This window comes from Flavobacterium suzhouense (assembly GCF_042684765.1).
GTDB classification, from domain to species: domain Bacteria; phylum Bacteroidota; class Bacteroidia; order Flavobacteriales; family Flavobacteriaceae; genus Flavobacterium; species Flavobacterium suzhouense.
Genome location: NZ_JBHUMD010000017.1, coordinates 37,879 through 58,947 on the forward strand (window position 1 = coordinate 37,879; position 21,069 = coordinate 58,947).

At 39.7% G+C, this 21,069-nt stretch carries 24 protein-coding genes; 1 reads left to right on the forward strand and 23 read right to left on the reverse strand.

Translation table 11 applies throughout. From position 1 onward, the window contains the following. Position 1 precedes the first annotated feature (1 nt). The 17 genes from ACFSR3_RS09140 to ACFSR3_RS09220 all read right to left on the reverse strand — a co-directional run bounded on the left by ACFSR3_RS09140 (position 2) and on the right by ACFSR3_RS09220 (position 14,428). Entirely contained in the window at positions 2-613 is a 612-nt protein-coding gene (locus ACFSR3_RS09140; RefSeq protein ID WP_379820701.1) for a 3-oxoacyl-ACP synthase, read from the reverse strand. Next, a complete protein-coding gene (locus tag ACFSR3_RS09145; RefSeq protein ID WP_379820702.1) occupies positions 603-1,748 on the reverse strand; it encodes a beta-ketoacyl synthase N-terminal-like domain-containing protein in 1,146 nt (381 codons plus the stop codon). Before ACFSR3_RS09145 ends, ACFSR3_RS09140 begins: the two co-directional genes overlap by 11 nt. Next, on the reverse strand, positions 1,748-2,197 hold the full coding sequence (locus ACFSR3_RS09150) for an acyl-CoA thioesterase (RefSeq protein ID WP_169521940.1): 450 nt from the start codon (positions 2,195-2,197) through the stop codon (positions 1,748-1,750). The genes ACFSR3_RS09145 and ACFSR3_RS09150 overlap by 1 nt, the downstream gene beginning before the upstream one ends. Continuing rightward, the gene (locus ACFSR3_RS09155; RefSeq protein WP_379820703.1) at positions 2,172-3,452 is read right to left on the reverse strand and encodes an ABC transporter permease; all 1,281 of its coding nucleotides are present in this window, start codon (positions 3,450-3,452) and stop codon (positions 2,172-2,174) included. The genes ACFSR3_RS09150 and ACFSR3_RS09155 overlap by 26 nt, the downstream gene beginning before the upstream one ends. After that, a complete protein-coding gene (locus ACFSR3_RS09160; RefSeq protein ID WP_379820704.1) occupies positions 3,445-4,197 on the reverse strand; it encodes an ABC transporter ATP-binding protein in 753 nt (250 codons plus the stop codon). The genes ACFSR3_RS09155 and ACFSR3_RS09160 overlap by 8 nt, the downstream gene beginning before the upstream one ends. A 3-nt stretch (positions 4,198-4,200) precedes the next feature. Then, positions 4,201-5,196, reverse strand: coding sequence for a BtrH N-terminal domain-containing protein (locus ACFSR3_RS09165; protein WP_379820705.1), 996 nt, complete (start codon positions 5,194-5,196; stop codon positions 4,201-4,203). 4 nt (positions 5,197-5,200) lie between these two features. After that, on the reverse strand, positions 5,201-5,602 hold the full coding sequence (locus ACFSR3_RS09170) for a hypothetical protein (RefSeq protein WP_379820706.1): 402 nt from the start codon (positions 5,600-5,602) through the stop codon (positions 5,201-5,203). Next, positions 5,599-6,048, reverse strand: a complete 450-nt coding sequence (locus tag ACFSR3_RS09175; protein WP_379820707.1) for an ABC transporter permease — start codon at positions 6,046-6,048, stop codon at positions 5,599-5,601. Before ACFSR3_RS09175 ends, ACFSR3_RS09170 begins: the two co-directional genes overlap by 4 nt. 4 nt (positions 6,049-6,052) lie before the next feature. After that, the gene (locus tag ACFSR3_RS09180; protein WP_379820708.1) at positions 6,053-6,484 is read right to left on the reverse strand and encodes a hypothetical protein; all 432 of its coding nucleotides are present in this window, start codon (positions 6,482-6,484) and stop codon (positions 6,053-6,055) included. Further along, positions 6,478-7,611, reverse strand: coding sequence for a beta-ketoacyl-ACP synthase III (locus ACFSR3_RS09185; RefSeq protein WP_114759022.1), 1,134 nt, complete (start codon positions 7,609-7,611; stop codon positions 6,478-6,480). The genes ACFSR3_RS09180 and ACFSR3_RS09185 overlap by 7 nt, the downstream gene beginning before the upstream one ends. A gap of 17 nt (positions 7,612-7,628) precedes the next feature. Then, entirely contained in the window at positions 7,629-8,540 is a 912-nt protein-coding gene (locus ACFSR3_RS09190) for a dialkylrecorsinol condensing enzyme DarA (protein ID WP_379820709.1), read from the reverse strand. Between the two features lie 120 nt (positions 8,541-8,660). Then, complete coding sequence (locus ACFSR3_RS09195) at positions 8,661-9,542, reverse strand: LpxL/LpxP family acyltransferase (protein WP_379820710.1); 882 nt, start codon at positions 9,540-9,542, stop codon at positions 8,661-8,663. A 1-nt stretch (position 9,543) separates the two neighbouring features. Further along, complete coding sequence (locus tag ACFSR3_RS09200; RefSeq protein WP_114759019.1) at positions 9,544-9,795, reverse strand: acyl carrier protein; 252 nt, start codon at positions 9,793-9,795, stop codon at positions 9,544-9,546. A 1-nt stretch (position 9,796) separates the two neighbouring features. Further along, positions 9,797-11,014 carry a beta-ketoacyl-[acyl-carrier-protein] synthase family protein gene (locus tag ACFSR3_RS09205; RefSeq protein WP_379820711.1) on the reverse strand — a complete coding sequence of 406 codons (1,218 nt, stop codon included), beginning with the start codon at positions 11,012-11,014 and terminating at the stop codon, positions 9,797-9,799. 25 nt (positions 11,015-11,039) lie between these two features. Next, positions 11,040-11,771: a 3-oxoacyl-ACP reductase FabG gene (gene fabG, locus ACFSR3_RS09210; protein ID WP_379820712.1), complete on the reverse strand. Its 732-nt coding sequence runs from the start codon at positions 11,769-11,771 to the stop codon at positions 11,040-11,042. Between the two features lie 12 nt (positions 11,772-11,783). Continuing rightward, on the reverse strand, positions 11,784-12,887 hold the full coding sequence (locus tag ACFSR3_RS09215; protein WP_379820713.1) for a WG repeat-containing protein: 1,104 nt from the start codon (positions 12,885-12,887) through the stop codon (positions 11,784-11,786). A gap of 23 nt (positions 12,888-12,910) precedes the next feature. Further along, positions 12,911-14,428: an HAL/PAL/TAL family ammonia-lyase gene (locus ACFSR3_RS09220; protein WP_169521952.1), complete on the reverse strand. Its 1,518-nt coding sequence runs from the start codon at positions 14,426-14,428 to the stop codon at positions 12,911-12,913. A 130-nt stretch (positions 14,429-14,558) separates the two neighbouring features. Here ACFSR3_RS09220 and ACFSR3_RS09225 point away from each other — a divergent pair, with 130 nt between their 5' ends. Then, on the forward strand, positions 14,559-15,800 hold the full coding sequence (locus tag ACFSR3_RS09225; protein ID WP_379820714.1) for an NAD(P)/FAD-dependent oxidoreductase: 1,242 nt from the start codon (positions 14,559-14,561) through the stop codon (positions 15,798-15,800). 27 nt (positions 15,801-15,827) lie between these two features. Here the strand turns inward: ACFSR3_RS09225 and ACFSR3_RS09230 are convergent, their stop codons facing one another. From ACFSR3_RS09230 to ACFSR3_RS09255, 6 genes are all read right to left on the reverse strand, one after another. Next, positions 15,828-16,433 (reverse strand): hypothetical protein, encoded by a 606-nt coding sequence (locus ACFSR3_RS09230; protein ID WP_379820715.1) that lies wholly within the window; start codon positions 16,431-16,433, stop codon positions 15,828-15,830. A gap of 143 nt (positions 16,434-16,576) precedes the next feature. Next, on the reverse strand, positions 16,577-18,730 hold the full coding sequence (locus ACFSR3_RS09235; RefSeq protein WP_379820716.1) for an Ig-like domain-containing protein: 2,154 nt from the start codon (positions 18,728-18,730) through the stop codon (positions 16,577-16,579). A gap of 34 nt (positions 18,731-18,764) precedes the next feature. After that, positions 18,765-19,283, reverse strand: coding sequence for an ankyrin repeat domain-containing protein (locus ACFSR3_RS09240; RefSeq protein ID WP_379820717.1), 519 nt, complete (start codon positions 19,281-19,283; stop codon positions 18,765-18,767). Between the two features lie 7 nt (positions 19,284-19,290). Next, positions 19,291-19,842 carry a YceI family protein gene (locus tag ACFSR3_RS09245; protein WP_379820718.1) on the reverse strand — a complete coding sequence of 184 codons (552 nt, stop codon included), beginning with the start codon at positions 19,840-19,842 and terminating at the stop codon, positions 19,291-19,293. Between the two features lie 12 nt (positions 19,843-19,854). Beyond that, the gene (locus tag ACFSR3_RS09250) at positions 19,855-20,217 is read right to left on the reverse strand and encodes a c-type cytochrome (RefSeq protein WP_379820719.1); all 363 of its coding nucleotides are present in this window, start codon (positions 20,215-20,217) and stop codon (positions 19,855-19,857) included. Position 20,218: 1 nt separating this feature from the next. After that, positions 20,219-21,064, reverse strand: a complete 846-nt coding sequence (locus ACFSR3_RS09255; protein WP_379820720.1) for a DUF5777 family beta-barrel protein — start codon at positions 21,062-21,064, stop codon at positions 20,219-20,221. Positions 21,065-21,069: the final 5 nt, after the last annotated feature.

Genomic DNA, 21,069 nt, shown 5'->3' on the forward strand with positions numbered 1-21,069 from the left:
CTTAATTGTTATATAATGTTTGTATGTTTTCTTTTGTATGAGCCGCACCCTGTTCTTTAGACACCAGGTACATAAAAGCTTTATAATCGTCTTTCAAAAAATCTACCCATCCGCACAGCACCTTATCAGCTTTAGCTGTATCCAGTAAAATTTGAGCATACGCCGCAAAAAATTCCGGATTGAAAGCCTCAAATATAAAGAAACTATTTTCAGTATAAAGCTTATGTTTTATGCTTATCTCCCCCATGCAAATGTTAGGCAAAGTATATACAAATACCGCAGGGCTCGGAAAATAGTCGTTTTTGTCGGCAATAGAGTCATTGTATTTAATATCCGTATCTAGGCTTGATGATGCATTAGCAAACAATAAGGCTGTATTGTTCGAGCCGTCTGCAACATAATCCTTGAGCAATATATCGGCCGCCAGAAAAGACAATTTGCTCAGATTATCCATCTTAAAGAACTTTGCATAATCTGTACTCAGGTGTTTATAGGCTTGTTTGGCAAAATCGGGAAACGCGGCTTCAGGCATAGCAAAAACTTCCTGCCCGTTGTGCAAAATCTTTCCCTTTTCTATGATACAGTGATCTGTTATAAAATAATTATTTGCCATTGTTTGCCTTTTCAAATATCACTGCCGTATTACAGCCTCCAAAACCGGAAGCCGTTTTAAGAACGTAATTTATTTCCTTCTCTTCTGTTTTCTCAATCACATTTATAGCCTGAGATACTCCCGGTTCATCATAACCCATCGAAGCGAAAAGCTTGTTCTTTTCCATTGCTTCCAGAGCGATAACCGTTTCCAGTAATCCCGAAGCGCCAAGTGTATGTCCGTAATATCCTTTTAAACTATTTACAGGAACTTCATTCAACCCAAGCCTGTTAAAAGCTATGGCTTCCATCTCATCATTAAAAGGGGTCGCTGTTCCGTGAGCCGAAATATAATCGATCGCTCCGGCACTAATCCCCGATTCTTTCAGGGCACTTTCTATGCTTCTAACCAGTCCTTCTCCCGTACGCGATGGTCCGGATATGTGGTTAGCATCGTTTATAGATCCGTCGCCAATGACTACTGCTTTAGCATTAACCGAATCTTTTGTCACAAATACTGCTGCTGCTGCTTCGCCCAGTGTAACTCCTGTCCTGTTGGCAGAATAAGGCCTACATGGCTCGGCACTCATCGCCTGAAACGAATTGAATCCTGAAAGTACAAATTCAGAAACCTCATCTCCCGCAACCACAAAGGCATTATCATATATCCCTGCCTGTATAAGCCTTTTTGCTACCGATATTGCCATAATACCCGACACACAGGCGTTAGACACGACCACAGGTTCTGTACTAAAACCAAAGAAATTCGCAACATTCTTTGCCAATCCCTGAAGGTAAGCCTCCTCGGGCAAGTCATTGCCTTTTGAAAGCGAAGTAATATTTCCTTTAGTGGTTGAAAGCACCAAAGCCGTTTTACTGTCCGGTTTGACTCCCGATTTCTGAAATACGGGGTACAAAGCCAGTAATATCATTTTTTCCAATCGGGTATACGATTGATTATTGCTTATTTCAGCAAAAGCAGCCTCAAGTTTATCATTATTTACAACCCCTGCATAAAACGGCATGGGCAGCATACTGTTTTCCTGTTTGCTTATACCGGTAATACCATTAGCTATAGCCTCAATATTGCTATCTACATCAAAGCCAAGCGGGGTAATACAATTGGTATGGGTTATATATATATTCTTCAATTTCATTATTTATCCAGCCCCACTTTTTTTCTCCATTCTTCAAAAAAAGGAGGATAGTTTAACACCATCTGACCTTCATCATTTACAAAAACCTGAATGGTTTCGCCGGTACAGGCCAGATTTCCTTCACCGTCATATATTTTAAACCTGTAAATCATTTTTGCAGCCGGAGTATCTACAATAGTTGTTTCTATCGTAGCAACATCGCCATACTTTAATGGCAGTTTATGCTCACAGCCTGATTTTACAATCGGCGTGGTATAACCATGCTCATGCACATCAAGATAGCCAATACCGTGTTTACGGCCAAATGCCTCACGCCCATCTTCAAAATAGGTAATATAATAGCCGTGCCATACAATACCAAGCGGATCGGTTTCGTTAAAACGAACCCTTATTTCCTGCTTAACTGTAAGCTCTGTAACTTCCCTATATTGCTCTTTTCTTCTCATCATAAATTATAGACAGGCCTATCATACCTATAAAAAACACAAATAAAGCCAACAGTAAAGGCCATATTTCTGCTATTGAATTATTTCGTAAAAGCACATCATAAAAGGCCTCAAGCCCCCAGTTCATGGGCGATGCCTTAGCCACATACTGCATTATTTCGGGCATTGCAAAAACAGGCACCCATACTCCGCCTACGGCAGCAAGTATAACTACAGACGTCGCACCAAATGGCGCCGACTGCTCCTGCGTTTTAGCAATAGTTCCAAGCAGTATCCCAAAACCTATCGCTGCCAAACCGCTAAACAATGCAACCAGACTCATCATAAAAAAGGTGCCGTTCAGCTCAAGAACCGGCAGTCCAATTTTAGGGAAGATAAACATTCCTGTAGCAAGCATCAGGAAAAACTGCAGCATACAAATAATCAGATAGGTTACTGTTTTGCCTCCAATAACTGTAGCATATGACACAGGGTTTGTCCTTAGCCTAACCTGAGTACCCTGGTTTTTCTCTTTCACCAGGTTTATTGACAATGGCACTACAATAAAGAACATGGCAAACAACGTCCATGCAGGCACATTATGCTGCGTAGAGTTTGGCACCTGCTCTTTGTTATCGAACATGGGCACTATCTCTTTAAAGCTTATATAACTCTCCTGCTTAAATGCAGCGGTACTTTCTTCTCCTAACTGTTCACTGAAAGCATCATATATCGACTTTGTTTCAATCTGCGAGATCATTTTGTCTACCGTACTTTTCACAGCTGTTTTAAAAGCTGTTTGCGAGGCTGGGTCAAAATATAGACGTACCTCTTTTGGGGTTATTTTTTGGGCTTTAGCTGCCGTAACAGAGTCCGTTGCACCAAAACCTTCCATTATTTTGGCAACATTCTCCTCCACTTTGGTTTTTAAGCCCGAGCTTAATCCTTCAGGAATAACAATTGCCAGCTGGTAGTCGCCATCAAATACTTTTTCTTTTGCAAATGCTTCATCTATATTCTTACCGTTGCTTTGGGTAATAACACTAAAAGAATCATTACCGGCAAGGTTTTTCTGCACCATCTGAGACACTTCACCCTTATCGTTATCTACCAGTAATATAGGTATCTTGCTTTCGGTTGCCGTCTTAAAAGTACTATCCTGAATAAGTGTTATGGTAATAACAAGACACAGCGGCATGATAAATAATATAACAAGCCCACCCATGTCGCGTCTTAGCAACAACATCTCTTTGTATATTGATACTAATAACTTATTCATCTCTTAGCTCATTACCTGTTAATGATAAAAACACATCTTCCAACGAATGGGCATTGTGTGTTACATCTATAATCTCTCCAGGAGCACCTTTTATAATTACTTTGCCGGTATCAATTATGGCAATCGTACTGCATAAATCCTGTGCCTCGGCAAGGTGATGCGAGGTATAAATAATAGTAGTTCCTCTTTGGTTTATCTGTTTCAGATAATCTATGATCACGTTTCGTGACTGTACATCTACACCCACAGTAGGCTCGTCCAGAAACAATACAGCCGGCTCATGCAGCAATCCGGCAATAAGATTCACCCTTCGTTTCATACCCCCCGAAAAGGTTTCTATCTGTTTGTCGGCAAACTTAAGCAGACCCAGAAAATCAAGAGAATCATTAATTCTTTGTTTCAGGTCTTTGCCTTTAAGCCCATACATGCTGCCAAAATACATCAGATTCTCATAAGCCGTAAGCGTAGGATACAATGCATATTCCTGAGGCACGACCCCGATAATCTTCTTGATCGCTTTTGCATCGTTTTTATAGGACAGTCCATCAATTGTAAAACTTCCTGATGTGGGCTTTATCAAACCGCATAACATCGAAATAAGTGTAGTCTTTCCTGCTCCGTTAGGACCAAGTAATCCAAATATTTCGCCCTTCTTAACCGATAATGACAAATCATCCACCGAAAAGAAATCGGCGTCTTTGTATTTTTTAGAAAGCGATTGTATTTCAATGATGGTGCTGCTCATTTTTTATACCGCTTTTCTTAGTTTTTTAAAGAATTCTTCTTCCCTGCCTGCTATTTCGAGCAGCCTGTCGGCCAACAGGTTATACACATCCTGCTGAGCACTTCTCTTTTTGTATACGCGCGATGCCTCAAGTGCGAAGTCACGCCACATATCACCGATTTCGGTCATTTCAAACGAAAGTGTTTTTAATGCTTCGCTCTCCATAATTACCGATGCTTCCTGTAAAAAGGCCGCATATATAAATCGGAAACCACCTCCACCGGTACCTATCTCTTCCTGCATACGCACTATTTGCGCCAGATAATGATTGGCTTTTCGAACCCCGTGCTTAGCGGGCCATTTGCGAATTTGTTTCGAAACATATCGCATTCCCGCAACACCAATAATTGGCATAGGAGCCAGCATATCACGACAGGTAGCTTTAATAGCTTTGGTGATTGCCTTCTTAAAATCTATCTCTTTAGGGATATAAACCGGATAATAAATTTGTCCTTTAGGAGCAAAAGCCCCTTTGGCAAAACGCACCCTGTCAAGCTCTTCAGCAGTAAGGGTTGTAACGGTTTCCATAACCGGATCACTAATCAGGTAATTATTTTCTTCTTTACCATACACCACAAGATTGTGTGCATTAAAGTGAAAACGATAATCATCCGGAAAATAGGTAAGGTTATACACCCCTACCTGCAGTCCTGATGGTATGTTTTTTTTCAGGTTATCTTCAAGTGCCTTTTCTGCAGCCTGAGAGCCCGAAAATTTTTGTCTTTTTATCTTAATGCCAAGCCTTTTCGCCAGCCTGCTGAAGATTATTCCCGGCAATGGCCTGTAGCTAAAAGCCGGCGCATGATTTACCTTTATAAACGGAAGATATACAAAAAACAAACCTGAACCGATACCAAAAACCATTGGTTCGCTTATGTTTAGCCCATTATGCTTTAATAAGTTGGAAGCAACACCATTCTCGCAGTGCGCTGACTGGTGATGCGTAAAATCAGTCTTCATTATATCAACCCTTAAAATTTCTTAATTCATTGACGGTAATCAAAAAAGCATCCGCATATTTTTGAAGTACCTTATCACTAAGTCCGGCAAAAACTTTTGGTTTAAAATGCCTTTTTATACGCCATTGCCATAAACCGGTATATCCGGCAAGAATACCCACATCCATTTTACTGAACTCCATAAAATACAGTATTGGGCTTGCCTCACCGTTTGCCACCTTTTGCCTTGCCTCTTCTGTTCGTTCCTTGATATCATCGATGGCATTGCTAAGGGCAATGGTTTTAGGCTCCCATCCGGAACTTAAAGCTGTGATATAGTTCCCGTTCTCATCGGTCGCATAACATAGTTCGCGCATGTTTACCGACTCTATATTACTCTTGTCCTGTGGTACTTCACTCTTTTTCATCGCTCCTGTATAAATAGGTTAATCTCGCCTTCTAATAGCAGCTCATCGTTGCAATAGCTTTTACAGTTTACCATACAGGTAGTATAACCTCCTGTATCATATCTTGATATAAGATCTGCAACTGTAGTAATTGCACTCCCCAGCCTGGGCAGTTTATGTATCTTAACTGTTCGTATAGAACTTATAAACCCAATAACATCTACATTTGGGATATCTTTTGCCTGATCATCTACCAAATAGGATTTACCTACTATAGACGAACAGGTTTGTGCCGCATTCTCTATGAGTCCTGCTTCACAAAAGACCCCATTATCTAAAAAAACATTATCCTCTTTAATTGTAAAAACGGTCTCTGCCTTTTCAGCAGTTATATTAACAATAAAATCAACCATAAGCATCGGGTCGCGATGCGGAAGATAACTATGTATATCTATAGCCTTTTGCATATTGTTACTGTGCTAATACCGTTTTCATCTGCCCGGAAGCTATCTTTATATTATTTCTTTTTGTAACTATATCTACAAGGGTTACCCCCATAAACTCATGTAAAACATTTACTTCGGTAACGATATCTTCACCCGGAAGCGGAAGCTCCAGTATAACAACATCTTTAACTGAGCCTATATAACCTGTAGGCGCAGGTTCATTCTTAAGATAAAACTGGTATCCGGTATACAAAGCTACCGACTGAGCCATATGCTCTACAATACCCGACTCGTTAAACCTGCCATTTTCTACAAAAATATTATCCGAAGCTACGGTAAGTCCTGCTGTTATGGTATTTTCTCCAAAAGCCAGCATCTTGTCTATCATTACAAAAGGTGCCTTTTGAGGAATCAGATCCTGAACGAGTTGTACTGAAATTATCGGTTCCATTAGCATACCGTTAAATAAGCTATCGAATAGGTAAACCTGCCACTTTCCGGAACCACAAGCAGTAGCTTCTCCCCTTTTTTAAGCTTTCCTGAATTCATCAGTTCCTCTACCATAAGGTAAATTGAAGCAGCCCCTACATTACCCACCCTACTAAGGTTTAAAAACCATTTTTCCTCAGGAATATCAACACCATTAGCCAGTAAAGCCTGATATAATTTGCCCCCAAAGAAATTAGAAGAAACGTGCGGTAATAAATAATCAACATCAGCCGGATTTACTCCGTGCTTATCCAGTGCATTTTTAGTACTTAAAGACCCCAGTCTCATTACATGCTCGTCAAGCAGCTTTACATCCTGCTTTACCGAGAATATAGATTGCTTTAACCACTCTTCCGCATCATAATCCTGCCACGGCTTTAATGATCCGTCTTCAAGCTTATCGCCACCTGCATACATACAGGCTTCATATTCATGTGCGTAAGAGTACGACTCCATCCACTCTATCTTAAGCGATATCTCTCCTCTTGGCTTATCTTCAAGAAGCAATGCGCCTGCACCATCCGAAAGCATCCATCTCAAAAACTCTTTTTTAAATGCAATTACAGGCTGCTCTTCTAAACTCTTAAGATTAATGATCTCGTTATTGAATTTATTCGCCAGCATCCAGGTAGCCGATCTTTCAGAACCTGTACATACTGCATTTTTAGTATTGCCCGAGCGCACACTTAAAAAACCGTATTTAAGAGCATTCATTCCCGCACAACAAACACCTGATGACGCATTAAGCTCAATGGGTCTGTTATCCATCAGTCCATGCACCATCGCGGCATGTGAAGGAAAAAGATTATCAGGAGATGCTGTACCGCATGAAAGCAGTTCTACATCATTTTTTGTAAAATCCTCATCATAAAGCTCTTTTATCGCATTATGAGTCAGCTGAGCATTATTGTGGGTTATATTACCTTGTTTATCAACAGCATAGTAACGGTTTGTAATACCATTATTGCGAAGAACAATCCTTCGGGCCTTTGATGTGGTTTCATTTATCAGCCCTAATATGCCTTCCATATCATCGTTGGAAACCGGTTCGTTAGGCAAATATTTTCCCGCTCTTGTTATATATACATCAAACATAGTATCCTAAACTCCTTTTATGCGCTTTCAACGCCTTTATAATATTGTACAGTTTTTTTGTGTGCCCTTATTTTAAAAGGATACGTAAGCATGTGCAAGATATACACAATTGGCGATATAACCCAAATTGCAAGCACCAAATAAATCACAAAAATCCTGAGTAACTTCTTACGTTTATCAGGTCTTTTACTTATAATTTTCGTCCATTTGCTAAAAACATAATTCCCTTTTTTATCTACAGCAACGAGGTAAGGACTCACCTTAACAGCCTCCTGATCAAGCAATCTTGGCTGCAGGCTTTCAAAATCATTACTTTTTAAAGCTGTGTTTATTGTATTTCCAAATTTCACAGCATCCACAATATCGTTTTGCGACACTCCCGGTAATGGAAATACCCCCAGATGTTTTTCCTTTTTTCCGCTAAACATCCACTCCACAATAGTAATAACGCTAATAAGGTTACCGGCTCTGTCTACAAGAGCAATATTGCCTTTTAGCAAAGCTCCGTTTTGCTTAAGCAATGCTTTTACTTTTTCCTGTGCCAAAAACCACATATTACGACTTCCGCTAATGGTAACTACAGGCGTATTATTAAGCAGTTGTTTTGCTTCAGGACTTTTTAAAAATGAATTTACCGGAATAGAGGGAGATAAAAACCATACCTGATAATGAAACAGTATCAAATCATATTTAATATCAAGCACAGCCTGAGGAACAGGCTTTAACCTTGCCGGAATCTGCATGAATGATTCAGGAAAAGCATCAAAAAATGATTCTTTATTCCACGGAAAAGGAAATGGCGTTTCCATTTCAATGTTATAAAACACAACATTTACCTCAGGATCATCAATCAGGGGTTTCGCAATATTATCTGCAATTTCTTTCAATTGCCCCGATTGCGAAAAGTATATTACAAGAACATTTCTCATTTAAATCTTTTATCTAAAAGTTTGTCTTTTTTCTTACAAACCCTGTTTTTCTCATCACTCCAACAGGCGTTAAAGATAGAAAAGATGGTCTACATAACTATGAGACCTTTAAAGATTTATCTATTTTTTAAAGGATTGCCAAAAATCAAAGTAATTGAACCATTGCAAAGGATATTTTTTAATCATCCCTTCAAGATTTTCAACATAAGCCGCAAGCAGTGCCTTTTCGTCACGGTGCTTAACCTCAGCTTCTCTGGCATATAAGTGATAATGAAGTTTCTTTTCTTTCATCACGTATACAAAAACCACCGGCACCCTAAGGCGTGACGCAATTAGAAAAGGACCTGAAGGAAAATTAGCTTCTTCACCTAAAAGCGGATATGTAATATGTTTTACCCCCTCCATATAACGATCTCCTGTAAGACATATAAGTTCATTATTTGCAAGGGCATTGTTTATTTCATAGATGTGAGAAAGATCATCTTTAATGATAATAAACTTAACCGAAGATTTAGATGCAATGCTTTCCAAATACTGTTTTATGGCGCGATGCTCCATATCGGTAGTCAATAAATTAATTTGGAATTTATCGTCAAGATCAGATAAAAAATATTCAGCAATCTCAAAGTTCCCGATATGGGCACTTATAAGCACTCCGCCTTTTTTATCAGCCAACAGGCTTTTCAATCGTTCGATACCGTCAAACTCATAGGTAAAACTATTGCGCATTCCGGCAGAAATAGCTGTTTTATCTATGAGTACCTGACCAAAGGTATAGTAACTCATAAAAACCATTTTCCGGGCACGAGCCCTGGAATACCCCAGGCGGTTATGAAAATAGTAAAAAGTTACCCTGTTGGTTTTTTTAAGAAAAAGAAAATAATAAGACGCAACAAAATATAAAACCGCATAAGACGGCCTTATCCCAAAGTTCCTGATACAAAATACAAATATTTTATACCCAAGGAGATTACCCTTGGACTTACCGTCCCATTCGCTCATACTATTGCAGTACTTTCAGCTTATTCTCTATAAGGTCGTAAAAATTCTGGAATGTAGCAATCCCAACAAAATCAGCCTCTCCCAGCTTTACCCCAAAGTTAGCCTCTACAGCCACTACAAGATCTACATAATCAAGACTGTCAAGTCCTAAAGTATCTTTCAGGTTAGCATCAGGTGTTATTGTATCGGCATCAACCTCAAACTCATCAGCCAAAAAATCATTTATCTTACCTATAATAACGGCTTTGTCCATTTTAGTACTTTTTTACAATTAATGCTGAATTGGTTCCCCCAAATCCAAAAGAATTCGACAAAAATATATTAAATTCTTTATTTATTGTAGCAGTGGCTAAATTTAATTTAGCCGAATCTTCATCCGGTGTTTTAAGGTTAATATTGGGTGCGATGAATGAGTTTTGCATCATAAGTATCGAATAGATAACTTCACTGGCACCTGCCATCCAGCACTCGTGGCCCGTCATCGATTTGGTAGAACTTACATAAGGCTTCTCTCCAAAAATCTCAAAAATTGCTTTTGCCTCATTGCTATCGCCCACTGGAGTAGAAGTAGCATGGGCATTTATATAATCTACATCGGCAGCAGTTATCCCAGCCTGATCTAAAGCTTTTTGCATGGCACTTGCCGGCCCTTCAACGTTAGGTGTAGATATGTGCCCACCGTTAGACGAGAAACCGTAGCCTATAATTTCGGCCAGTATAGGTGCTCCTCTTTTAACAGCCGACTCATAACTTTCTAATATCAGTGTTGCTCCACCACCACTTGGAATAAGACCGTTGCGGGAAACATCAAACGGTCTGGATGCTTTGGCCGGTTCTGCTTCATCAGGAGAAAATACGCCAAGCCCGTCAAAACTTCCCATCGCATATTTATTGATTTCCTGAGCTCCACCACAAATTATGGTATCCTGAAGCCCACTCTTAATCAAATAATATCCCATTCCTAAAGAATGCGATCCGCTTGCACAAGCTGCACTCACCGTTAAATTGATGCCCCTTAACTTAAAGATAGTAGAAAGGTTCATTGTAACAGTAGAATTCATCGATTTAAAGATCGCTCCGGAACCTATTAAGGCTGTATCTCTCTTTTCGCGTATAATATCGGTAGCATCAATAATAGCTTTCGAAACGCTATCGTTTCCATACATGATACCTACTTCATTCTTTTCAAGAAAGTCTTCATCAATCCCGGCTTGCTTTAACGCCTGCACAGTAGCCATATAAGCATATTCGGTTTCTTCACCAATGCTCATACGCTGTCTCCTGTTTAGCATATCTTTCAGTTCAGGCCTGGGAACCATTCCGGTTAGAGACGATCTAAATCCAAAATCTCTTCTATCCTCATCAATCACTATGCCCGATTTCCCGTTGTATAATGAATCTTTAACTTCTTCAAGAGATGTGCCAATACAGGAATAAATCCCCATACCGGTAATTACCACTCTTCTTTCCATCTTTTCTACTTTTGGATTTGTTTATTTATGAATAAATCCCACCATTAATATTAATCACTTCTCCGGTTATATATCCAGCCCTTTTCGATGCCAGGAAACTTACCAGATCCGCTACTTCTTCTGCCTCTCCAAATCTATTCGCGGGAACCATTTTTACAAGTTCCTTCTCGTCAAGGTCACCGGTCATATCTGTTTTTATAAAACCCGGAGCTACAGCATTAACAGTAATATTTCGTTTTGCTACTTCCTGGGCTAATGCCTTGGTTGCAGCCACAACAGCACCTTTAGCAGCAGAATAGTTGGTTTGCCCCGGAGTACCTTTTACCCCCGAAACCGAAACCATGTTTATTATCCTGCCATATTTGTTTCTAAGCAATTTCTGAATGAAGAAATTTGTCACATTATAAAAACCGTTAAGGCTGGTATTTATAACACTCGACCAGTCTTCCTGTGACATCCACATAAAAAGACCATCTTTTGTAATGCCGGCATTATTTACTATAACCTCAACTATTGCATCAGGATTGTTTTCCTGCCATTGCCCCAGTGCATCCTTAACCTCATCGGCATTAGCCACATCAAATTTGATAAGCTCGCCTGTGGCTCCGTTTTCAATAACTTTTTTCAGGGTTTCTTCCGCAGCGGCAGCATTCGACTGATAGTTAATCAATATGTGATAATTGCTGTCTGCCGCAAGTTTTTGGCAAATTGCACTGCCAATTCCTCTCGATCCACCTGTTACTAATGCACACTTCATTCGTTACCTGTCTTAATTAAATAATTCTGCATTCTCATACCACTGATTACCCAACAGCATGCCTTTGGTATCCAGGAATCCCCATTTACCATTATTTTTCACTCTGGCTACACCTTTAACAAACCCTTTTGCATCAGAACTTAAAAAACTGAAAGCAATACTAATGGAGTAATTTGTTGGTATTACCATTTTTCCTTTTACATCAATAAAACCCCAGTCTTTTTCTTTAACCGGAGCAAGGCCATCGTTACTAAAAACTTCAGCATCATTATAAACAGGCTCAATAACCGTTTTTCCCTGAATATTTACATATCCCCATTTGCTACCTATACATACAGGAGCAAGATCTTTATTAAAAGCTCTGGCCTTATCAAATTTAGGTTCAATAATCCAGTTCCCTTTAGTATCGATAAAACCTATTTTTCCACCTTTACGGGCATACGTATTATCCTGATTTTCAAAATCCCATATTTTATCGGCTCCTTCAATAACCTTAAACTGCCCTCCAATAACCAGTCCAAATTCTTTACCCCTTCTTGCCCAGGTAACCCCTTTAAAGTAATTACCAATCTCTTCATATAAAGGCTCTACAATTTGTTTTCCTGTTTTATCTATAATTCCCCAACGATCATTATTCTTCACGCGGGCATAGTTACCCTCAAACTCTTTTATAATATCATATTTAGGTTCCAGCACTACCTCTCCTTTCGGATTGATAAGTCCCACTTTTTTAGCCTGCCTGAAGAAAGCTACTCCTCCCTGAAAGCTAAAATACTTATCGGTTGCCGGCGATTTTACAGTTTCGCCTTTTTTATTGATATAAAAACGCTGCTTATCTTTTTGCACAACACAAAGTCCGCTGTTAAAGTCTTCCGCATCATCAAAGGTAGCAGGAATAACCCATTTTCCTTTAGTATCTATAAATCCCCATTTAGACTGGTCTTTTACCGCGGCAAGTCCATCCGAAAAGCTTCTTGCCGTGCCATAAGCAGGTTTGATAACCATAGTACCTGTCTTATCGATATAACCTATATTACCATTTTGTTTGACAAGCGCCAATTCCTGAGCAAATGATAACTGAGTACATAAAATTAGAAAGAACAGAATTTTTTTCATGATTGTATTGGTTGATTGATTGATTACTTCATCAGGTAGTCTTTAATCTCCTGCACATACGGATACATTGGTTTGTCTTCAGAGAAGACAGGTAATATTGCCCTTACCTCATCATATATTTTTCGGGTAGCAGGAGAAACTTCATTTTTATAATCAAGCGCATCTATCGCCTGAACAATGGCCATTATCTCTATAGCAAGAACTTCAAAGGCATTCTCAATAACCTTAGCCGTAAGGACGGCTGAATTAGTCCCCATACTTACTATGTCCTGATTATCGTTGTTGTTTGGAATACTATGTACATACATAGAGTTGGAAAGCATCTGATTTTCCGCTGTTGTAGAAACCGCTGTAAACTGAACACCCTGTAACCCAAAATTAAACCCAAGCTTACCCAAATTCGTAAAAGGAGGCAACAGCTCGTTAATTTTAGCATTCATCAGGTAGTTTAGCTGACGCTCGGCAAGCATTGATAGTTTAGTTACCACAAGACGAAGCTTATCCATTTCAAGTGAAATATAATCGCCATGGAAATTACCGCCATGATATACCTGCCTGTTCTTAACATCAACAATAGGATTATCGTTGGCAGAATTGATTTCGTTCTCCAGTACCTTAGCCGTTTCATTAATAGTATCCAGCACAGGCCCCAATATTTGAGGAACACAACGCAGCGAATAATACTCCTGAACCTTTTCCTTAAAAATGGTTTCCTGATTTTCTCCTGTGTATAAATGATCCGCTCTTTTACGGATAAGTTTGCTTCCCTCTACATGATTTCTCATGCGCTCTGCAATTTCCTGCTGACCTTTATGCAGTTTAGTACTATTCAGTTCTGCCGACAAGTGGTCGTCATATACTCTTACCACTTCATTTATGGCTGCCGAAAACTTCAGGGAAAGCTCCGTAAGCTTCTTAGCATTAACAAGATTAACTATACCAATACCCGTCATTACCGATGTACCGTTCATAAGAGCCAAACCTTCCCTTATCTCAACATTTATAGGGCTTAAGTTTTCTGCTTTAAAAACCTCTGCGGTCTTTTTTCGTTCGCCTTTATAAAACACCTCCCCTTCTCCTATAAGCACTAAAGCCAAATGTGCAAGCTGAACCAGGTCGCCACTCGCCCCTACACCTCCGTGCTCAAAAATCAGTGGTGTAATATCCCTGTTTATGAATTCTTTCATGAGGTGGATTACCGATTCATGAACTCCTGAATTACCAAGGGACAAGGTATTAAGCCTGGCAAGCATTGCCGACTTTACAAAAACAGGAGATAACGGCCTGCCTGTTCCAGACGCATGGCTTCTTATCAAATTATATTGCAGCTGATTTCTGTCTTTATCTTCAACCCGGTATTGTGCCATAGGCCCAAACCCGGTATTAACACCATAGATAATTTTGTTTTCGGAAAATGATTTCAAAAAATCAAAACTTTCCCTCACTCGCTTAAGCACATCATCACTAACCTCTACCTTACTGCCTCCAAATACAATAAATTCAAATTCTTTAAGGCTTAAATATTGGTTTATACTGCTCATTCTGTCATTAATTAGGTTACTTGGCTTTCTGTAAAAATATAATTTCCAAGATATGCAAAATTCTCATATTTTTACAGGGTTACAAATGTAGAGTTTTTTAAGAAAACATTATGACAAATCCAACCTGTAAATGTTAAAAGAGAGCACAGAAGTACTAGTTATTGGAGCAGGGCCATCGGGATGTGTTGCCGCATCTTATCTCCATAACAATGGCGTAAAGGTAAAAGTTGTTGAACGTTCTAAATTTCCACGATTTGTAATCGGCGAAAGCCTTATCCCAAGGGTGATGGACCATTTTGAGGAAGCCGGACTGCTTGACGCCCTTATCGCAAAAGATTTTGAGAAAAAATTTGGTGCACGCTTCATTAGAGGCGAAGAACTTTGTGTGTTTGATTTCAGCATAAAATTTGGTGACGGATGGGATTGGACCTGGCAGGTGCCTCGTGCCGATTTTGACAATACCCTTGCGGAAGAAGTTGTTAGAAAAGGTATCGATCTTGAATTTGAAACAGAAGTGCTTGATGTCGTCTTTAACGGAACTGACTCGGTTACAACAGTTAGAAACAAAGAAGGTGTTACCCGCGAAATACATGCTAAATTCATTATTGATTCCAGCGGTTACGGGCGTGTATTGCCACGAATATTAAAACTTGATGCTCCATCGTCTATACCCGAAAACTCTTCGATGTTTACCCATGTAAAAGACATCAAAAGACCTGTAGGAGTTGAAGGCACCCAAATTACTTTTGACATTCTTGAAACAAAAGTATGGCTATGGGTCATTCCGTTTTCAAATGGCAACACCAGCATAGGCGTTGTAGGACCTACAAGTTATATAAATGCTATTGGCGGAGCCAATAACACAGAGGCTCTTAAAAAAATAATCGCGCAATCTGATTTTTATCGTGATCGCTTTGAAGGGGTCGACTTTTTATTTGAACCTCATAAAATAGAAAACTATTCCTGTTCGGTAACGCAACTATATGGGCCTGGCTATACGCTTACCGGAAACAGTTCAGAATTCCTTGATCCAGTATTTTCATCAGGCGTATGTTTTGCAACCGAGTCCGGAATGCTGTCGGCAAAACTATTCCTTAAAGAACGAAACGGCGAAAAGGTAGACTGGGAAACAGAATATTCAGATTATATGAGACGCGGGGTAAATGTGTTTGCCACCTACGTAAAAGAATGGTACACCGGAAACCTCCAGACATTATTCTTCCACCAACCTGAAAATCCTGATGTAAAACAAAAAATATGTTCGGTACTTGCAGGTTATGTTTGGGATGAAGAAAATCCTTTTGTAAAAAAACACGACCGGGTAATAAAATCCATGGCATATATGCTACAAAACGAAAAAAGCGCCGAATAAGGCGCTTTTTATTATTTCACAAACTGCTTATTTTAACTTTTTAACGATCATCTTACCAATTGTTTTGGCAGTTTTGGCAAAACCTTCACCAATTCTTGATTCGTTACTAAAGTTACTGCCCCATTGGTCGCCTGGAGCTTCTTCAGTTTCAATTTCCATTATAACATTGCTTTTATTTGATGTTTCAACAAAGCGAAGCACTGTCGAAACTTTTGCCGGCTGTTTCATTATAGCTGCGTCCCATCCCGGATAAATCCATACAGCATCTACAATAAGCGTGTATTTAGCAGTGGCAAGACCTTCTTCAATAGTAACATCTTTTTCTTTACCGTAGGTTTTAGTCAAAAGCTCTAAAAACTTCGGATTCCATATCATCTGAGGTGCAGCAACCCATTTCTTTTTCCAGATGTTGCCGTTACCTCTATCTTTTTCATTAAGGTCGTTTACCCTTTTCTCTACATATTGAGCCTCTGTAAGATTTTCCTTCATCAGCTTCAGGTGACTGTAATCAAATTCAACATTAAGCTCCTTTTGATCTTTTAAGAAACTGAAGTCACCTTTTTTAATCTTAACATCCTGAGCAAAGCCCGTTACCGAAGCAAATAACAATGCTGCAAATAAAAATTTTTTCATGGTTATAGTATGATTTAAGTGCGCCAAAAGTACATTTTTATTTGAGTATAAAGCAATAATGATTGTCAGCAAACTTTTGTGTTTTTTTAAATAAAAAAGCCTCTGCTTTCGCAGAGGCCTCTCGAATAAACCAATCAGATTCATTACTTAACTACTTTTATCGAAGCAATTCCCTGAGCTGTAGCGACCCTTAGGATATAACTTCCGTTTTGCAGTTTTTCTGTATTAAGTTCAACTTTATCAGTATTCACTTTTTTAGACATTACTACCTGTCCAAGCATATTTATAACTGAAATCTCAGTGATAGGCTCACTGTAAGATATTGTAAGCTTATCAACAACAGGGTTTGGATACACTACAAGATTTTTAAGGGTAAATGTAGGTGATCCAAGAACCTGTTCAACGGTAATAGCTAATGGCTCACTCTCACATCCTTCAATTGTTTGTGTCACATAGTAAGTAACACCATCCTGAAGTAAATGATCCGATCCTATTTCTTCAAGTTCATCTCCATCCATTACATACCATTGTATTTCTGCTCCTACAGCAACAGTAATTTCTAAATCGCTAACCGTAGCACCAGCTTCAAACTCCTGAACTGCATTACCTCCCGGAATACTCGGTGCCGGAAGAATAGTCACGTTTACCTCTTTAGCACCGCTTGTACATCCGTTAAGTGTTTGTTTCACATAATATGTTCCAGCTTCTACAACAGCTTCTTCATCAAGAGCAGGACCATCAGGAGTTGTATACCAAGTAAGCACTGCCCCCGCAAGACCTTCTGCCTCAATATCTTCAACTTCAGAACCTGCACATATTGACTGGTTTTCCTCAGCAACCGGAATAGGAAGCTCATCAATATTTATAATTACTTTTCGGCGTCCACTTACACACTCTCCAACAGTTTGGGTAACATAGTAATCTTCACCATCTACTAAAACAGTAGAAGTTGGAATAGCATTTCCTCCCGTTTCATTTTCATACCAGGTAAATGTAGCACCTGATAATCCTGTAACCGTAAGTGAAGTAATCGTCGAACCTGTACATGTAGTAGCTGTCTCGCTAGGCACACTTGGTGCATCCAGCGTTGTAAAACTAACTACAATATGCTTTCTTTCGCTCACACACGAGCCTACAGTTTGCGACACATAATAGTCTCCTGCTACCAGTAAAGTTGTACCTGCAAGAGGAGTACCGCCAGTAGCCACATCATACCAACTTATAGTAGAACCGGCCTGTCCGGTAGCCACAAGGTCTGACACATGACTCTCTGAGCAGAATGACTGAGACTCACTGGCTGTTGGCATTGGCACAGGAACAAACTGAGGCGTAATCATTAGCCTTGCACTTGTACATCCGTTTACTGTTTGCGATACATAATAATTCGTACCGCCTGCCAGTGCAGTAGTTGTTGGCAATACTGTTCCGCCATTTGGCTCATTATACCATGTAAATGTAGCTCCAGCCTGACCTGTTACTGTTAGATTTGCAATAGTGGAAGCTGAACAAAAATCTGGCGTAGTATCTGCCGTCTGTGGCAAAGGCACTGTAGTTACAGTAACCGCAACAGCAGTTCTTGTACTTTCACACTCACCCACTGTTTGCGATACATAATAAGTAGTACCAGTAGTTAGTACAGCTGTTGAAGCTAATGCCGTACCTCCTGTGGCTGCTGCATACCATTTAAAAGTTGCACCGGCTTCGCCTGTAGCTACAAGGTTTACTACCGTTGCACCGGCACAAAATGTTTGTGCTGTTGCCGTTGGAGCTGATGGAGCAATACAGTTGTAAGCGTTATTAAGACTATACCCACGGCTTGTTCCGTGACTGATAAGTGTATTTGTTGCCGAACTACCTTTTGCCCAGGCAAAATCTACATTGATATCGGAATACACAAAAGTAAAATCGTCAGCACTACCGGTATTAAAAGCTCTTGTAGCAATAATGGTTCTTGTAGTACCCGATACTGAGTTCGTGCTTGTCCAGTCGTTTGTTGCATCGGCACTTGGAGCAGATCCAAGTCCGTTTTGATTTCCATCTACAAGAGTAGTTCCGTTCCAGTACACCACATCAGTTCCGTTTTGCATACCGCCGCTATTAGTAAAAGAACCTATCTGAAGAGCAAACCATCGGTCTGACGGACCTGTAAATGTAAGGGTTGCCGTACTGGTCGTATTATTCAGCTCCAGTTTTGCAGTCATCCCCGAGGTGAGGGTAACTACAGCTGTTGCCTTACTCTGGGCATACGCTCCTGCCGCCCCGGCGAGTAAAGCTGTAAGTAGTAATAGTTTTTTCATTGCTTAGTTTTTATTTTATATTGGTTTTATGTTTCTATTTAAGCATCTCTATGATTTCCTGATTCTTATTGAAAACAGCAAAATCCATAGCCGATTTACCGTCGTTGTTTGTAAGCTTTTTATCAGCCTTATATTTTAACAATAGCTGGATCATTTCTTTATTCTCAAACTGCGAAGCATATAAAAGTGCCGTCATACCTGTGCCATCGGCAACATCAGGGTTAGCTTTATTATCAAGCAATACCTTAACGATAGCGGTATTGCCCTTTACTGCAGAAGCTGCAAGGGCACTGCCGCTCGGACTATTGTAGTTTATGTCCCTTACGTTTTTAGCTAAATACTCTGCCACGGCATTATTCCCTCTGTAACAAGCGAGTATCAGCGGAGAAAAACCGCTTTGGTTAATCGCATTTATAGTGTCCTTCTTTATTTTTACCAACGCCTTCATTTCTTCAACACTACCCGAACGGGCAACATCAAATACATCTTTGGTTTTGGTCTGTGCACTGCTAAGTGCAGATACAAGCAACAGTAAAAAAGCTAGTTTTTTCATAATTCTTTTATTTGGCTAAAGCCAGATTATATGTTATTTCTACTTTATCAGAAATCTTACCGCTAACCAGTTTGGGTATTTCTATATTGAATTCAGCAGGCTTTACGGTAAAGCTTCCCACTATTACAATCTTGTCTCCACTCTTACTGATTTTCGCATTATCAGTAATCTTTTTTGTTTTGCCATGCAGCGTAAGATCTCCCGAAATTGGATACGTTTTTGGCTCTGCTGTAAGTTTCGAAACATCCAGTCCTTCTACCTTTCCTGTAAAAGTAGCTTTAGGATATTTGTCAGACTCCACATAGTTTTCGTTAAAATGCTCTTCCATCAGAGCAACCTTAAAACGAAAGCCTTTCATTAGTGCCAATACCGCAAAATCACCCTTAGCAGGTTCTAAAACAGCCGATGCCGTTTTGTTCTCGGCTGCCACTTCTTCAAATGACGGCATAGATGCCTCAAACTTAAGATTACCACTTCGGGTACTGTATTTTTGCCCGTAGATAACTGCCGAAAGAAGCAGACAGGCGATACATATCATTATTTCTAAATATCTGTTCATAGCATTTTATATTTAGTTTTCAAGCAAACCATCCTGGTTCCACTGTAGTATTACATCTATTTTTGCCTGAGACATCCTGCCTGTTTGCGGCATAACACCCGGCTCGGCATCCTGCAACTGTATCCTTTCAAGCAATCCACCGTTTTCAACCGCATTCTTTACCTCATTGTAGTTAGTAAGTGGCCTGAAAGCTGCAACATTTCCGTTGCTATGGCAGCTTACACAGTTAGCATCTATTATCGATTTTACATTGGCATTGTAGGTAACATCACCTTCAATCACTATCTCTTCACTGATCTCTTCATACGTATGCGAATCACAACTGAACAGAGCCATTGCTAAAAATGCCGTACTTAAAATTATTTTCGCTTTCATATTAAAAAACCCTGTATAAGTTAAACCCAAAGAAAAAATCACCTTTACCCCAATCTCCAGTACCATTGGTTACATAACCACTTTCTGTCATCGATTGCGAATTGGTAAACAGTAACTGAAATACGTGTCCACCCGTTTCTATATCCAGTCCAACAGATAGCGGATTTACATAAAAATCAGGCTTATCAAAATTGTACATATACTCCATGTTCAGCGAAAGCCTCTTGGTTAACTTCATACGTCCTCCTGCTCCCAAAGAAAACTGGTTATCATTTTCCAGTTCCGGATTATAAAGGTTTTTATGAATGTATGAAGGCACCACTTCAAGCGATAATCTGTCGGTCACTTTCCTTGACACCAAAAGCTGTGTTATATAAGACATCCTGTCGGCAAATTCAAGTTTCGGATAATCATCTTCTTCAAGAGCCGAATTGATATCGATAGTATTGTATCCTACGATATCAACAGGAAAATCGGCACTTTGTCTTGCCAGCCTGTATTTTACACCTGTTTCATATACTTTTGAAAGTGTATGACGTGAAGCACTTACCGAAAGCCAATCGGTAATACCATAAATACCTCCAATTTTTGTTGTTGCCTGGTCTAAACCAAAAAATTCGGAAATACCATCTTCAACGCTTCCAAAACGGTGAGAGACTACAAAATAAAATTCATTCTTAGCTGCCATCTTGGTGGTTTGCAGAGTTACAATCTGCAAAGCTTTAAATGGAGCCGTAGCATAGGTATCGGCTACCTGTGTAGAGTCAAGTTCAGACAGCAGGTCTTCCTGAGCATGGGCTGTTGCCATACCTAAAAAACAAACTGCAGTTACAAAAAATCGCTTCATGTGTT

Bases quoted from the DNA above. Each gene is read 5' to 3' on its own strand.
- ACFSR3_RS09140 (WP_379820701.1), bottom strand. From the start codon at position 613: ATGGCAAATAATTATTTTATAACAGATCACTGTATCATAGAAAAGGGA.
- ACFSR3_RS09145 (WP_379820702.1), bottom strand. From the start codon at position 1,748: ATGAAATTGAAGAATATATATATAACCCATACCAATTGTATTACCCCG.
- ACFSR3_RS09150 (WP_169521940.1), bottom strand. From the start codon at position 2,197: ATGATGAGAAGAAAAGAGCAATATAGGGAAGTTACAGAGCTTACAGTT.
- ACFSR3_RS09155 (WP_379820703.1), bottom strand. From the start codon at position 3,452: ATGAATAAGTTATTAGTATCAATATACAAAGAGATGTTGTTGCTAAGA.
- ACFSR3_RS09160 (WP_379820704.1), bottom strand. From the start codon at position 4,197: ATGAGCAGCACCATCATTGAAATACAATCGCTTTCTAAAAAATACAAA.
- ACFSR3_RS09165 (WP_379820705.1), bottom strand. From the start codon at position 5,196: ATGAAGACTGATTTTACGCATCACCAGTCAGCGCACTGCGAGAATGGT.
- ACFSR3_RS09170 (WP_379820706.1), bottom strand. From the start codon at position 5,602: ATGAAAAAGAGTGAAGTACCACAGGACAAGAGTAATATAGAGTCGGTA.
- ACFSR3_RS09175 (WP_379820707.1), bottom strand. From the start codon at position 6,048: ATGCAAAAGGCTATAGATATACATAGTTATCTTCCGCATCGCGACCCG.
- ACFSR3_RS09180 (WP_379820708.1), bottom strand. From the start codon at position 6,484: ATGCTAATGGAACCGATAATTTCAGTACAACTCGTTCAGGATCTGATT.
- ACFSR3_RS09185 (WP_114759022.1), bottom strand. From the start codon at position 7,611: ATGTTTGATGTATATATAACAAGAGCGGGAAAATATTTGCCTAACGAA.
- ACFSR3_RS09190 (WP_379820709.1), bottom strand. From the start codon at position 8,540: ATGAGAAATGTTCTTGTAATATACTTTTCGCAATCGGGGCAATTGAAA.
- ACFSR3_RS09195 (WP_379820710.1), bottom strand. From the start codon at position 9,542: ATGAGCGAATGGGACGGTAAGTCCAAGGGTAATCTCCTTGGGTATAAA.
- ACFSR3_RS09200 (WP_114759019.1), bottom strand. From the start codon at position 9,795: ATGGACAAAGCCGTTATTATAGGTAAGATAAATGATTTTTTGGCTGAT.
- ACFSR3_RS09205 (WP_379820711.1), bottom strand. From the start codon at position 11,014: ATGGAAAGAAGAGTGGTAATTACCGGTATGGGGATTTATTCCTGTATT.
- fabG (WP_379820712.1), bottom strand. From the start codon at position 11,771: ATGAAGTGTGCATTAGTAACAGGTGGATCGAGAGGAATTGGCAGTGCA.
- ACFSR3_RS09215 (WP_379820713.1), bottom strand. From the start codon at position 12,887: ATGAAAAAAATTCTGTTCTTTCTAATTTTATGTACTCAGTTATCATTT.
- ACFSR3_RS09220 (WP_169521952.1), bottom strand. From the start codon at position 14,428: ATGAGCAGTATAAACCAATATTTAAGCCTTAAAGAATTTGAATTTATT.
- ACFSR3_RS09225 (WP_379820714.1), top strand. From the start codon at position 14,559: ATGTTAAAAGAGAGCACAGAAGTACTAGTTATTGGAGCAGGGCCATCG.
- ACFSR3_RS09230 (WP_379820715.1), bottom strand. From the start codon at position 16,433: ATGAAAAAATTTTTATTTGCAGCATTGTTATTTGCTTCGGTAACGGGC.
- ACFSR3_RS09235 (WP_379820716.1), bottom strand. From the start codon at position 18,730: ATGAAAAAACTATTACTACTTACAGCTTTACTCGCCGGGGCGGCAGGA.
- ACFSR3_RS09240 (WP_379820717.1), bottom strand. From the start codon at position 19,283: ATGAAAAAACTAGCTTTTTTACTGTTGCTTGTATCTGCACTTAGCAGT.
- ACFSR3_RS09245 (WP_379820718.1), bottom strand. From the start codon at position 19,842: ATGAACAGATATTTAGAAATAATGATATGTATCGCCTGTCTGCTTCTT.
- ACFSR3_RS09250 (WP_379820719.1), bottom strand. From the start codon at position 20,217: ATGAAAGCGAAAATAATTTTAAGTACGGCATTTTTAGCAATGGCTCTG.
- ACFSR3_RS09255 (WP_379820720.1), bottom strand. From the start codon at position 21,064: ATGAAGCGATTTTTTGTAACTGCAGTTTGTTTTTTAGGTATGGCAACA.